Annotated in this window: 10 protein-coding genes; 2 read left to right on the top strand and 8 right to left on the bottom strand. The window is 62.9% G+C overall.

The window, feature by feature from the left end; genetic code table 11:
- Positions 1-60: 60 nt before the first annotated feature.
- A complete protein-coding gene (locus tag ACZ9C1_RS12825) occupies positions 61-474 on the top strand; it encodes an NUDIX hydrolase (protein WP_139669247.1) in 414 nt (137 codons plus the stop codon).
- Here ACZ9C1_RS12825 and metR read toward each other — a convergent pair.
- On the bottom strand, positions 458-1,375 hold the full coding sequence (gene metR / locus ACZ9C1_RS12820) for a transcriptional regulator MetR (protein ID WP_110701935.1): 918 nt from the start codon (positions 1,373-1,375) through the stop codon (positions 458-460). The two genes, ACZ9C1_RS12825 and metR, sit on opposite strands and share 17 nt — an antisense overlap.
- 117 nt (positions 1,376-1,492) lie before the next feature.
- Positions 1,493-6,883 carry a hypothetical protein gene (locus ACZ9C1_RS12815; protein WP_476254044.1) on the bottom strand — a complete coding sequence of 1,797 codons (5,391 nt, stop codon included), beginning with the start codon at positions 6,881-6,883 and terminating at the stop codon, positions 1,493-1,495.
- 197 nt (positions 6,884-7,080) lie between these two features.
- On the opposite strand from ACZ9C1_RS12815, the gene ACZ9C1_RS12810 reads away from it, so the two are divergent.
- The gene (locus ACZ9C1_RS12810; RefSeq protein WP_476254043.1) at positions 7,081-8,070 is read left to right on the top strand and encodes an alpha/beta fold hydrolase; all 990 of its coding nucleotides are present in this window, start codon (positions 7,081-7,083) and stop codon (positions 8,068-8,070) included.
- 17 nt (positions 8,071-8,087) lie between these two features.
- Here ACZ9C1_RS12810 and ACZ9C1_RS12805 read toward each other — a convergent pair whose 3' ends face one another.
- The 6 genes from ACZ9C1_RS12805 to ACZ9C1_RS12780 all read right to left on the bottom strand — a co-directional run bounded on the left by ACZ9C1_RS12805 (position 8,088) and on the right by ACZ9C1_RS12780 (position 13,898).
- Positions 8,088-8,423: a GlpM family protein gene (locus ACZ9C1_RS12805; RefSeq protein ID WP_102685429.1), complete on the bottom strand. Its 336-nt coding sequence runs from the start codon at positions 8,421-8,423 to the stop codon at positions 8,088-8,090.
- Between the two features lie 27 nt (positions 8,424-8,450).
- Entirely contained in the window at positions 8,451-9,779 is a 1,329-nt protein-coding gene (aauR, locus tag ACZ9C1_RS12800) for a two-component response regulator AauR (RefSeq protein ID WP_476254042.1), read from the bottom strand.
- Entirely contained in the window at positions 9,776-11,680 is a 1,905-nt protein-coding gene (gene aauS, locus ACZ9C1_RS12795) for a two-component sensor histidine kinase AauS (RefSeq protein WP_476254041.1), read from the bottom strand. The genes aauR and aauS overlap by 4 nt, the downstream gene beginning before the upstream one ends.
- Positions 11,681-11,748: 68 nt before the next feature.
- Complete coding sequence (locus tag ACZ9C1_RS12790) at positions 11,749-12,483, bottom strand: amino acid ABC transporter ATP-binding protein (protein WP_038706667.1); 735 nt, start codon at positions 12,481-12,483, stop codon at positions 11,749-11,751.
- Complete coding sequence (locus ACZ9C1_RS12785) at positions 12,480-13,151, bottom strand: amino acid ABC transporter permease (protein ID WP_023629013.1); 672 nt, start codon at positions 13,149-13,151, stop codon at positions 12,480-12,482. The genes ACZ9C1_RS12790 and ACZ9C1_RS12785 overlap by 4 nt, the downstream gene beginning before the upstream one ends.
- On the bottom strand, positions 13,152-13,898 hold the full coding sequence (locus tag ACZ9C1_RS12780; protein ID WP_110701949.1) for an amino acid ABC transporter permease: 747 nt from the start codon (positions 13,896-13,898) through the stop codon (positions 13,152-13,154).
- Between the last annotated feature and the right edge of the window lie 146 nt (positions 13,899-14,044).

Here is a 14,044-nt window from a genome sequence, read left to right as displayed (position 1 = left end):
TGCCCCGCGACAGGGCCCTGTCAGGTATCCTGCGCAACCTCAGTAAACCGAGTGTCCAGCATGCCCAAGACCATCCGAATCGCCGCCGCCCTGCTCATCGACCCCCAAGGGCGGACGCTGCTGGTACGCAAGCGCGACACCCTGGCCTTCATGCAGCCGGGTGGCAAGATCGACCCGGGCGAGTCGCCGGCGCAGGCGCTGGTGCGTGAGCTGCACGAGGAACTGGGGTTGCATGTCGATCCCGCCCAGGCCCTCCACCTGGGCCGCTTCAGCGCCCCGGCCGCCAACGAACCGGGATTTGAGGTCCAGGCCGAACTGTTCCGTGTCGAGTGCCGCGAGGCGGTGGCTCCGGCGGCGGAAATCGAAGAGGTCATCTGGCTGGCCCTAGACCAGGCGAACACGCTGAACCTGGCGCCGCTGACCCGCGACCTGATCCTGCCGCTGTGGCGCGCAGGGCTCAACGCACCGCGCTGACCCCGTCGAGGGTGGCGAACGAGGTGTCCTTGGCGGTCAGCAGGAAGTCACGCATGTACGGCGCATCGAGCATGTCGGTGCGCACCGCTGCATAAAGCGTGGCAAACAACCCTTTGTCGCCCAGTCGTTTGCCCTTCACATAACCCCGCGAGCTGTACTCGTGCAGGGCCCAGTGCGGCATGCCGCATACGCCACGACCGCTGGCCACCAGTTGCATCATCATCACCGTCAGCTCCGAGGTGCGCACCGCGGCCGGCTCGATGTCGGCCGGCTCCAGGAAGCGGGTGAAGATGTCCAGGCGGTCGCGTTCCACCGGGTAGGTGATCAGGGTCTGGTCGAGCAGGTCCTCGGGCACGATGTATGGCTTGCCGGCCAACGGGTGCTGGTTGGCCACGGCGAGCATGGCTTCGTAGGTGAACAATGGCACGTAGGTGATGCCGGCCAGGTCCACCGGATCGGACGTCACCACCAGGTCGAGGTCGCCACGGGCCAGGGCCGGCAACGGGGCGAAAGCAAAGCCCGAGGCCAGGTCCAGCTCCACTTCCGGCCAGGCGTCGCGGAACTGGTCGATGGTCGGCATCAGCCACTGGAAGCAGCTGTGGCACTCGATGGCCATGTGCAGGCGCCCGGCGGTGCCGCCGGCCAGGCGGGCGATATCACGCTCGGCGCCACGTAGCAGGGGCAGGGTGGCGTCGGCCAGTTGCAGCAGGCGCAGGCCGGCGCTGGTGAAGCGGATCGGCTTGGTCTTGCGCGCGAACAGGGGCAGGCCGAGGCGTTCCTCCAGTTCCTTGAACTGGTGGGAGAGCGCCGATTGCGTCAGGTGCAACCGTTCAGCGGCCTCCACCAGACTGTCAGCTTCGCGCAGGGCGTGAAGGGTTTTCAAGTGACGTATTTCCAGCACGGTGAAACTCCAACGATATTCGGGCGCAGACTGCTCAGAAATGTTGAGTTTCCCTCATGTTGATGGTGTCTGTCGATGTATGGCGCGAGGGGCCTGGGCCGGGCCCCTCGCGGTCGATCAGAACAATGCCGTGAAGTGCTTGCGAGCGATGACACGCGTCAGTTCACCGCGCCAGATCTGCTCGACGTGGCTGTCCTGCCATTCCCGCCCAAGGCGCCGTTGAGGGACGGTCTTCAAGTGCGCCTTGACGAAATCGTCGAAGGAGGGATTGGCCTTGTTGAAATGGAAGTGGGCATACCACAGTGGACGTGGCGGGGTTTCACGGGTATCGAGTACCACGAACTCCTGCAGGAAGTCCCTGCGGCCCTCGCTGGTTTTTCGCAGCTCTACCAGTGCGCCCTCCTTCTCGATCCGGACCAGGCCCGCTTCGTGCAAATAATCAAGCTGCCCGCCATTCGGTTGGTGAGTACCCATGATGTAGCTGACGCGCAGTGCCTTGCCATGCCGCGTCGACTCCCGTGCCATGTCGCGCAACCGTTGCACCAGGCTGTCGTCGCTCGCCTGCTCAGCGATTCGCGAGGCCAGGTTTTCCAGGTCGGTAGCCTTGAACTGCATGAGATCGTCAAGACTCGCACCTTCCATGCCTTGATTGGCGTACTGCTGCACCTTGCCTCGATACGCTTGCAGTTCGTCCAGCTGACGCCTGGCCTCGGTATGCAGCTCCTTCAGGGATACGGTACGGCCAACGCTGGGAGCGGTGTCCGGGTTGGTCAGGGTGAATTTTCCCGAGCGATCCTGAAGATAGATTTCGGTCCGCCCGTTGACCCCGGTGATGCGGTACACGTTGGGGCTATGCTGGTCTGGCTCACCGACCAGCAGGCGGTTGTCGGTGGTCTCGAAGACGCGGGGCTGTTGGGTACCTTTCTTGCTGGACAGCGGCGCTGGCTTGGTTTTATTGAGCAGCAGCCCTTTGAAATGCGCTTCATAGGCCGTCAATGATGTCTCCAGGCGCTGCGCGGCAGCGGGTTCGATACACGGAGCATAGCTATCGAGCCAATATTTCAACTGATGACGAAAACGTTCGGAGTGCTGTAGCGACGTCGTCATGATGGCGACACGTTGTACGGCGGAGGCTTTTGTTTCACCCAGCTGATGCAGGGCATACAGTGCGCGGTCCAGTGTTGCTCGCGGTTCTTTCATCAACAATTGCAGATGGATGCCGGCGCCGCTCAAGGCCTGACCCGGTTTGACCAACAACGCAGTCAGTTGGCCGACAGCCATGTAGTTCAGGACAGGATCGGTGAAAGCGCTCAGGGTGCCGTCGATGGTGTTCAGCATGTCCCGATGTTCGCCCACCTGTCGTACCTGCTTGCGCCAGGTTCGTAGATGGGTGACTTGCTCGCGGATATCGTCTACAGCCGCCAGTGCGTTTAGTCGGGCCTGGTTCATGTTGACCCTCAGCGAGGACAACTGCTGGGCGATGATCAGGAACTGCTCGTCGTCGAGGTCCGTCGCGAGTTTGTCGGATTTTTGCTGAAGACGTAGCTTGAGATTATCTACTTCATCCATCGCGAGGGTGAGTTGGGTACCGGCTTCTCTGCTGAGGCGTTGACGACCATTGCAAATGAGTATGGCCAGGTCGTTCGCCTGATCTTGCGCCCTTTTGCGAATCCGCCCGGCGGCAACCTGCTGGAATGCCTGGCAATCACGGTGGATGCGTTCTGCGTCGGCGAGGGTGCTTTTCAGCGAAGCCTTCAGTGGCGCGTCGAGCTTTCCTTGTTGTTCCAAGGCGCGCTTCATTTGCTGATTGAGCTCGTTGGCACGAGGTTGCAGTAACACTAGGTCGCGGCTAATGCTGTCGCGCAAACGGTTGTGCTGGCGATAGGCGTGGTCTCGCCACCAGCGTGGCAAGCGTTCGCGTATCGCCGCGGGCCAGAGTGGTTCGAGCGTATCGGCGACACGCACTAGGGCTTGTCCGCCACCGCTGCCTGCCCCCTGGCGGTGTACACCATAGAGCGCGAAGTGCGTATCCCACTGGCCGTGCTCGTCTTGAGCAATGGCGCGTTTCCACTTGTGGCGGGTGTTGCCATCCAACTGCCAGGTGTGGGCGGTCGTGTCCCAGCTCACTTTGTAGGTTTGCTTGCCGACCCGGATGAAGTTGCCTTCGGTATGCCGATAGATGCCTCGGTATTTGCCATGGGTGGCCGGTTGCAGTCCCTCCAGTGACAGTGGCTGCTCATACTCCAGCCCGGTGAAGCGGTCGAGGCTGCGTTGGGGCGATGAATCCTGGCGCAGGTGTACGGTCCCTTCACCCTGTCCATGGATACGACGCATCCTGGCCGCTCGACGCAGGGATGCGGTATTGAGGCCAATACCGACACCGAGAGCGTCCATTGCGACATCGACCAGCGAGACGATCAAGTCGTTGATAGCTTGCAGGACGTCACTGGGCGAGCCTTTGGAAAGCGCTTTCACCACCTCGGTGGCACTGACGAATGCGTCGTAGGCGCTGATCGGCAGCCCCAGGAACGGGATCGCCCCCAGGGCGATCTTGAACCCTATCAGCACGCCAGCGCTCTGCCCGGCCAAATGCTCGAAGAACAGGTCCAGGTTGGAGCGCGACGTCGCGCGATGTTCCATCACCAGGCGCCCTCGATGGGCCTCGAGCAGGTGGGCGGCCAGTGAGGTGGTGGCGGGCCAGGCGGTACCTACTCCTATCATGCGGTCGAAATGGCGAATGCGCGCTTCGCGCAGCCGTGTGCGATGGGCGCCAGGGTTTCCGCTCAGTGCCCGGCTGACGAGGTAGTCGTCGCGTTCATCGAACAGCGCCAGCCGCGCTTGTTCGAGACTGTCGTACTGGCGCAGCCCGTGGGTCGGGTGATCGGGACGATAGAGCAAGGTGACCTTGCTGGCGCGGTCCTCAATGAACGTCACCCCCGACAGTGTCGTGGATTGCTCGTCGGTATCCTTGCCGCCAGCCGTCAACTGGGCGGGCAACAATTGAATGTCATGGCCGTCGGCCTGGAAGGCCGATCGGCTGTCGGCATCGATTGCCACGCAAAGGATCGCGTGACCGACGCTATCCAAGTCCCCTCGCTGGTGATACAGCAGGTTTTGCAACTTCAGCATCAAACGGTGAGGGGCGATCAGGCACTCTCGGCGGTAGGCATGGGCATATTCCGACTCAGTGGGGTCGCTGAATGCGGCATGGAGCGCCGATTCGTAGCGCCCAGCGAGGTCCAGGCGGTGTGCCAGGCCTTGCAAGTATTTGCGATCGAGGCCTTTCTCGATGGACTGCCCTGGCGGCTGCCCATCGGCGCGCTTGGGTTTGACGAAATTCAGGCGTTCCAGCATGGTGCTGTCGATGTTTTGCAACAGCAGGCTTTCCAGCGTGACCTCCTCGGTCTCAAGGCTTGCGGTCAGCACTGGCCGGGTCGGTGTTCCTGGAGCGCCACTGCCGACGACCGGATGATTGCGCCAGCTTGTCGATAGCGGGAGTTGCAGAAGAATCCGGCCACCGTCGAAACCATCGAAATCCTGTATCAGGGTTTTCGACACCCATTTCTGGCAGAACGCCTCGCGCTCCGGCAGGTCGCGTTCCATCAGCGCCTGGCTGTCGCGCAAGGCTGCCAAGTAGTCATTGGCCATGGTCTTGAAAGAGGTGCGCACCTCTTCGGTCATCTTGGCGAAGGCGGTGGGTGAGCTGCCTAACCTGCTTGTAAGCTGTTGCTCCTCTTTCAGGTGGGAGAGCGCCGCCTCCCGCGTGCCCTGCCAGGACACCTGCAGGTGTTGGCCCAGGGACTGTCTTGCCTGCGGTAGTTCAGCGGCCGCGGCGTCGAGCCCTTTCTCGTTCTGCAGTGTCTGCCAGGCTTGGCGCGCATGCGTCAGTTGCGTGTCGAGTGCGTAGGCAAGGCTGTCGCCGACGATAGGCTCGAAGCGAAGCGACAGCTCTGTGCCATGTTGGAACAGATAACGAGCGAGTACGCCCTGGTCGTTGCACTGCAACAGCCCTCCGTGCCCACCGAGCCAGTAAATGGCGAAGGGTTGGCGGGTATCGGGAGTGTCCAGGAGCGTGCGCCTGGCGATGACAACAACGTCGTGCAGCACCTGTTCGCGAGGGCTGCCTGACGGGGCTCTTGGGGCCGAGCGCAATACGGGTGAAGCCGTCAGCGCGCTGTCGTCCTGCGGGTTGAACAGTGATTCAACCAACGCGAGTACGTCAGGCGCCAGTTCGCCCAGCAACCGTTTCATTCGGGCATGGGCCAGCAGGGCTTGGCCGTGAGCCGCCAACAAAGCGGGTGGGGCTGTGACCGGGCGAGCGTCGGAGTGCCATTTCGCCGAGGCCAGGATGGCCTCTATCTGGGGCTGGGCGGCCTCACGCGCCTTGAGCAGAACACCTTGTTGGCGCTGGTATTCCTCAAGGTCTTGCTGGGAAAGCTCTGCCAACTTTTCCAGTTGTAGAGCGACCAACTGCACGCGCCTTGACCATTGTGCCTCAATGCCAAAGGGGGCCAGCTCGAACAGTGAGTGGTCGCAGGGATCGTCGTCCTCTGCGGATTCAAGGGCAAACGGCATGGCGAAAACCGTTGGATGGCGCCAGTCGCTATACAGTTGATCAGCCAGCGCCAATGCTGTGGCTGCGTTGCCAAGGCTTTCGCCGGGGTCGTGGTCGAGCGTTGCCAGCAGGCGGCTCTCCAGATTATCGAAGAGGGTATCGAAACCTTTGTCGATCGAGTCCAGTGCGTTGTAGGTGGTATGCCCGAGCTTGGACTCCAGAGCCTGGCGTGACACGTGGTAACTGAGGGTTTCGCTGCTACCGGGGGAGTAGACGGTCAGCGCCGCTTCGCCTTCGATGCTGAAGATCAGCGCTCCTGGCTCGCAGGCGGGTGTTTCGATAAACAGTTGGCGATGATCGATCCGCAGCCACTGCGGATTGTCCATGGCACCTAGCACTGGATGGAGCGCCGCCGCGGAGGGATCAATGGCGAACGCGATATCGACGGTGGACTCGAAATGGCGTCGGTACTGTGCGCGTGCCTGTTCCTTTCGACTCATGGGCGTTCCCGCAGCCCGTTCCCCCCAGTAGCGGCTCCAGCACTGCCGAACGAGGCTGGGGAGATTCAGAGTTGCCAGATGTGCCACTAATTTGCTGGGTGGCCGGGGCAGCGCTCCAAGGTTGCCGGTGATGCGTGCGCAACGGTCAATCGTGGGATGTGTGGCGTGATGTCGGGCCCAGGCAGTCAACGCAACGAGATTGATACTTTGTGGTTGCTGCGCACTTTCAAGCACCAGGTCGACTTGCCCGGGGGCGATGGACAGTGTTTCTTTCAACCAAGTGCCAATGATCTGGCGAACGCCGGGCGCCTGGCGCAGCAGTGTATCGAATGTCCGTCGCTGGTCTTCGCACGCTTTACGTGCTCGATGAACAACCGGGACGTCCGGCGGCACGGCGTCCAGTGGCAGGGGCTTAAGGGCAAAGGGAGGGAGGGGGCGTGTCAGCTCGTGCATCGGTCGATCCTTCTTGAGAGTTGCCGGATACGGCAACGCCATTGAAGGAAAGGGGGGCGCTTGCTGGGTCGTAGTTAATTATCGTATCTCGCCATTCGGCAGGATTCATCAAACTGTCACTGTTTTGTGGCAGCGCGCTGGCAAGAGATTCATCAGACTCGCGCTCAATTGGGGATCTGCATTCTGGTGTTTCTTTCATGCGGGCGTTTTTATTTTTCTTCTTTTTACTGGTCGGGCCGGCGAGCTTTGCCGAGAGCCGTTGTGACGTCCATGTGCCTGTGCAACGGGCCGAGCTGGGTGAGTTGAGCCTGGTCTACCAGAGTGTCGGGGCGCCCCGCGATCCTGTGCTTCTGTTGGTGATGGGCCTGGGCGGGCAATTGATCCACTGGCCGGATGATGTGGTCGAGGCCTTGTGTCGCCAGGGCTTTCGGGTGATCCGCTACGACAACCGCGATGTCGGCCTGTCGCGCTGGAACCAAATGCCGGCTTCGGCGAGCCTGACCCTCGAATTGCTGCGCTACAAGCTGGGGTTGCCGGTTTCTGCACCCTACAGCCTGTCGGACATGGCCAATGATGGCGTACGCCTCATGGATGCGCTCGAGGTTCGCCAGTTTCACGTGCTGGGGGTGAGCATGGGCGGCATGATCGCCCAGCATATAGCCGCGATGGCGCCGCAGCGGGTACGCAGCCTGACACTGGTTATGTCCAGTTCGGGCGCCGTTGGCCTGCCAGCCCCGGCCCCGGCCCTGGTACAACTGCTGGCGCGGCGCAGTGCACCGAGTCGTGAGGTGGCCATCGAGCAGCAAGCCGACTTGCTGGCGGCGTTAGGCAGCCCCGAGGTCCATGATGACCGCGCTACCCTGATCGAGCAGGCCGCCTTGGCCTATGACCGGGCGTTCAATCCGGAGGGTGTGAAACGCCAGATCATGGCGATCCTCGCCGAACCCAGCAGGGTCGAGTTGCTGAACCAACTGCGGGTGCCGACATTGGTGGTGCATGGAACGGCCGACCCGTTGTTGCCGGTGATGCATGGGGTGCATCTGGCGGCGCACATCCAGGGTAGCCAGTTGCGGCTGATTCCGGGGCTGGCGCACCGGTTCCAGGAGCCGTTCAAGGCGCCGCTGCTGGGGGCGGTACTGCCTTACCTGCAGTCGAACCGGCAGGATACGCATATCGCCGGGCTTTAGAGCGAATCACGATGGCTTCAGTGCATCCGCACCCACAGGGTCACCAGCACGGTGGCCGCCACCAGCCAGGCCACCGTGGCCAAGGCCAGCGAGGCCTCCAGGCGCATGCGCTCGACCAGCAGGTACAGCGTGGCCAGGTACACGAAATAGGGAATGATTGACCACATCCCGAACAGGATGGTGGTCTTCAGATCCGCCAGTGAGCGGCCCTTGCCGACGATGTAGTGGGCAATCAGGGCGAAGGTGGGGAACAGCGGCACCAGTCCGGCGATGTAGTAGTTACGGGTTTTCGACAGAATCGCCAGGAGCACCACCACGCCGGCGCCAAGGCCCGCTTTGAATACCAAGTCCACGTTGTCTTTCCAGGTTTGGGTTGCAGGTCAGCCGAGGCCGTATTTCTTCACTTTGTCGAACAGCGTGGTCTTGGCCATGCCCAGCTCCTGGCTGGCTTGGCTGAGGTTGCCGCCTGTGCGTTGCAGAGCATCGCTGAGCAGGTTGCGCTCGAATGCCTCCACCGCTTCGGCGAAGCCAAGCCCCTGGCTGGCGCCGGCACTGGTGCCCTTCTTGAATGCGGGCAGGCCCAGGGCATGGCGCTCGGCGACGTTGCGCAACTCGCGCACGTTGCCTGGCCAGTCATGGGCCATGAGCTGCGACAGGGTCTGGCTGTCGAGGGTCGGTGCTTCGCGGTCGAAGCGTAAGGCCGACTGCTGCAGGAAGTGTTCGAACAGCTGCAGGATGTCTTCGCGACGCTCGCGCAGCGGTGGCAGCTCGAGGGTGACGACGTTGAGGCGGTAGTACAGGTCGCTGCGGAACTGGCCGTTCTGGCCCAGGGTGGCGAGGTCGGCCTTGGTTGCGGCGATCACCCGGCAGTCCACCGGGATGCTCTGGTTCGAGCCCAGGCGCTCCAGGGTGCGCTCCTGTAGCACGCGCAGCAGCTTGATCTGCAGGTTGATCGGCATGCTCTCGACCTCGTCGAGGAACAGCGTCCCCCCGTTGGCGTGCTCGATCTTGCCGATGCGGCGCTTGCCCGCGCCAGTGAAGGCGTTGGCTTCGTGGCCGAAGATCTCGCTTTCAAACAGGTTCTCCGGCAGGCCGCCGCAGTTCAACGCCACGAAGGGTTGGCCCTGGCGTCGGCTGAAGTCGTGCAGGCAACGGGCGACCAGTTCCTTGCCGGTGCCGGTTTCACCTTCGATCAGCACGTTGGCCGAGGTGTCGCCGACGTTGGCGATCAGCTCGCGCAGATGTTCCATGGCCGGCGAGCGGCCGATGATGCGACCTTCCAGGCTGCTCTGTTCGGCCAGCTGGCGGCGCAGCGCGAACACTTCGCGGGACAACCCGCGTTGCTCCAGGGCGCGGCGCACCACATCGACCAGGCGCTCCGGCGAGAAGGGCTTTTCCATGAAATCGTAGGCGCCGTTGCGCATGGCGCCGACCGCCATGTCGATATCGCCGTGGCCGGTGATCAGCACCACCGGCAGGCTGCGGTCGCGGGCCTTGAGGCGGTTTAGCAGCTCCAGGCCATCGATGCCCGGCAGGCGAATATCGCTGACGACGATGCCGGCGAAGTCGTCGCCGATGCGCTCGAGGGCCTGTTCGGCGCTGCCGACGCCTTCACAGGCGATATCTTCCAGGGCCAGCGCCTGCTGGCAGCCGAGCAGCACGTGCGGGTCGTCTTCGACGATCAGGACGGTGAGAGGTGCTTGATTCATAGAGGCTCAGCCAATTCGCTAGGGGGCGTGACCAGGGGCAGGGCAAGGACGAACGCGGTGCCGCCACCGCTGGGGTGTTCGACGCTCAGTGTACCCTTGGCCGCGGTGGCAAGGCTTGCCGACAAGGTCAGGCCCAGGCCCAGACCATGCTCGCCCGGTTTGGTGGTGAAGAAGGGTTCGAACAGGTGCTTTCGCGCCTCGGCGTCGATGCCGTGGCCATTGTCGAGCACCCGCAGGCGGTACTTGTCGCCCTGTGTTTCGCCTTCGAGCCACAGTTGCGGCAAGGGCTGGGTGGCCATGGCGTCGAGGGCGTTGCCGATCAGGTTGACCAGGATCTGTTCCAGGCGGGTCTGGTCGATGGCCAGCAGCGGGTCATCGAACTGGCGGTGTAGTTGCAGGTGGCAGGCACTGATGCGGTTGGCCAGCACTTGCAACGTGGCTTCCACGGCCTTTTCCAGAGACGCCTGGCCGCTGTCGTCGCCGCGTCGGGCGAACGAGCGCAGGCTCGCGGTGATGCGGCCCATGCGATCGATCAGGTCGTTCATGGTGCGCAGGTTGGTGCTGGCGGTTTCCAGCGCGCCACGCTCGAGGAAGCGTACCGTGTTGCCGGACAGGGTGCGCAACGCCGCCAGCGGCTGGTTGAGTTCGTGGGCGATGCTGGTGGACATCTGGCCGATGGCCGCCAGCTTGCCGGCCTGGACCAGCTCGTCCTGGGCGTGGCGCAAGGTCTGTTCGGCATGGCGGCGCTCACGGATCTGGCCCTTGAGGCGTTCGTTGCTGGCGCGCAGGTCGGCAGTGCGCTCGGTGATCTTGCGCTCCAGCTGGCTGTTGGCCTCTTCCAGTGCCTCGCGTGCCGCCAGGCGGGTGGCGATCACCTTGCGTCGCTCATTCCAGGCGATGGCCAGGATCGCCAGCAGGGCGAAAGCCACCCCGACCAGAATGCCCTGCACCATCGACTCGCGGCGCAGGTCCTGCAGGGGGGTGAGCAGGGTGAAGTGCCAGGGCGTGTCGGCCAGGCGGCGGGTCTGGGCCAGGTAGGAGACGTCGCGCTGCTTGCCGTGCTCGGTCTCGCTGTTGGCCGGAAAGGTCAGCTTCTCCACGCCATCGGCGAGGGTTTCCCGGGCCAGCGGCTGCAGCTCGTTGAGCGGCCACCAGTAGTACTGCAGGCTGCGCGCCAGGCGCTCCTTGATCTGTGGGTTAAGCGGGCGCACCGATTTCAAGCGCCGGGACGGGTCGCTGGAAAGGATGATGATGCCGTTCTCGTCGCTGACAAAAGCCTCCAGGCGGGCACGCTGCCAGCGCTCCTCGAGGGTGTCGAGGCGCACCTTGATCACGGCCACGCCGATGATCTTGCCGTGTTCCTCCAGGCCGTGGGCCAGGTAGTAGCCGGCCTCGCCGGTGGTGCTGCCGATACCGTAGAACCGCCCGGGTTCGCCGCGCACGGCGACCTGGAAGTAGGCGCGGAATGCCAGGTCCTCGCCGAGGAAAGAGTCGGCGTCGCGCCAGTTGCTGGTGGCCTGGACCCGGCCATTGGTATCGAGGACGAAGATCGCCCGGCTGCGGCTGCGCCGGTTCAGACCTTCGAGGTATTCGTTGACGGCCTGGCGGTCACCGGCATCGGGGTCGGTGAGCAGGCGCGAGACACTGTCTTCCAGCTCGAGCAGGCTGGGCAGGTAGGTGTACTTGCTTATTTCGCTTTCGACGGTGCGCGCATGCAGCTCCAGCTGGCGCTCGCCGTTTTCACTGAGCGTGCGGATACCGTTGCTTTCGCTGATCAGGAAGCCAGCCATCCCTAAACCGACCATCAACAGGATGACCAGGGGGGGGAGGAGCAATTGGCGAATCAGGCGGGTTTTCACGGTGGGCTGGGCGGGGCGAAGGAGCGAAGGGTCGCATTTCATCACAGTGGCCTTGTCACGACCAGCTTCCGCTGCCCGGCAGGTGGCCGGGCAGCGTCACTGTGGCCGACTTAGTGTTGCAGGATCTTGCTGAGGAAGTGCTGGGTACGCTCGTGGCGGCCTTCGGGGTTGCCGAAGAAGTCTTCCTTCTGGCAGTCCTCGATGATGTTGCCCTTGTCCATGAAGATCACCCGGTTGGCGACCTTGCGGGCGAAGCCCATCTCGTGGGTCACGCACATCATGGTCATGCCTTCGTGGGCGAGTTCGACCATCACGTCCAGCACTTCGTTGACCATTTCCGGGTCCAGTGCCGAGGTCGGTTCGTCGAACAGCATGACGATCGGGTCCATCGACAGGGCGCGGGCGATCGCCACGCGCTGCTGCTGGCCGCCGGACAGCTGGCCGGGGTGTTTCTTGGCGTGGGCGCCGAGGCCGACGCGGTCGAGCAGGGCAAGGCCCTTCTTGGTGGCTTCCGCCTCACTACGACCGAGCACCTTGCGCTGGGCGATGGTCAGGTTCTCGGTGATCGACAGGTGCGGGAACAGCTCGAAGTGCTGGAATACCATGCCCACCCGCGAGCGCAGCTTGGGCAGGTTGGTCTTCGGGTCTGCGATGGAGGTGCCGTCGACCACGATGTCGCCCTTCTGGAACGGTTCAAGGGCGTTGACGCACTTGATCAGCGTCGACTTGCCCGAGCCGGACGGGCCGCACACAACCACCACTTCACCTTTCTTGACCTCGGTGCTGCAGTCGGTCAGTACCTGGAAGTCCCCGTACCACTTGTTGACGTTCTTGATGGAAATCATACGGCGATCCTTTTTTGCAGGCGCTTGACCAGCCAGGAAGCGGAGAAGCTGATGAGGAAGTAGACGACACCGGCGAAGATCAGGAACTCGTGGGAGCGCCCGATGATGTCGCCGTTGGCGCGGGCCGAGTTGAGGAAGTCGATCAGGCCGACGGTGTAGACCAGCGAGGTGTCCTGGAACAGGATGATGCTCTGTTGCAGCAGCAGCGGGGTCATCTTGCGAAACGCCTGGGGCAGGATGATCAGGCGCATGCACTGGCCGTAGCTCATGCCCAGCGCTTGCGCGGCGCCCATCTGGCCCTTGGAGATCGACTGCACGCCGGCACGCACGATTTCGCAGAAGTACGCCGCCTCGAACATCATGAACGCCACCACGCAAGAGGTGAACGCGCCCACGGGGGTGTCTTCACCGGTAATCCAGCGCAGCACGAAAGGCACCGCCAGGTAGAACCAGGTGATCACCAGCAGCAGCGGGATGGAGCGGAAGTAGTTGACGTAGGCGCCGGCGACGTTGGCCAGCAGCTTGCTCGACGACAGCCGCATCAGGGCCAGGACGGTACCCAGGGCGATACCGCCAACCACGCCCATGACCATCAGTTGCAGGGTCAGCAGCATGCCGTCCCACAGAGCGGGCAGCGCGGGGATGATTTCGCTGAAATCCATTTCCATTTACTTGCCCCCCACGGAAATCAGGCCAGGCACGGCGACTTTCTTCTCGACCATGCGCATGAGCAGCATCAGGCCCATGTTCAGGGTGAAGTAGATCAGCGTAGCCAGGGTGAACGCCTCGAACAGGTTGGCGGAAAACTCGGCGGTCTGCTTGGTCTGCGCCAGCAGCTCCATCAGGCCGATCAGCGAGGCCACCGAGGAGTTCTTGAAAACGTTCAGGAATTCCGAAGTGAGCGGCGGAATGATGATCCGGTAGGCCTGGGGCAGCAGCACGTTCATGTAGATTTGCGGCAGGCTGAAGCCCATCGCGCGCCCGGCCGACTCCTGGCCGCGGGGCAGCGCCTGGATGCCGGTACGCACCTGCTCGCAGACACGGGCGGCGGTGAACAGGCCCAGGCAGATGACCACGCTGATCAGCGCCGAGGTGGTCGGGTTGAGGTCCTGCTTGAACCACTCCTGCAAGCCTTCGGGCAGCAGGTCCGGCACCAGGAAGTACCAGATGAACAGCTGCACCAGCAGCGGCACATTGCGGAACAGCTCGACGTAGGCGGTGGCGATCCCTGACACCAGACGATTGGGTACGGTACGCATCACGCCGAGCAGCGAGCCCAGCAGCAAGGCGATGATCCAGGCGGTGATGGCGATGGTGATGGTCCAGCCCAGGCCGGTGATGTACCAGTCCAGATAGGTTTCGCTGCCCACGCCGGTGGACTTGAAGAACACGCCCCAGTCCCAGTTGTAATTCATCGGGATTTCCCCTCAGACGGTTGTTTCACGGGCACCTCGATACATCCGGGGGCGTTCGACGCCCTCGGATGTAAAGGTTAGACACTAACTAAGTGGCCTGTCGGATGGATTCGCGCGGATGCGCTTCAGGCCACTATTTGCCGGAG

Source organism: Pseudomonas sp. TE21435 (assembly GCF_056279265.1).
Note: the sequence above shows the minus strand (reverse complement) of the source record. Positions and strands in the feature narration are given on the sequence as shown.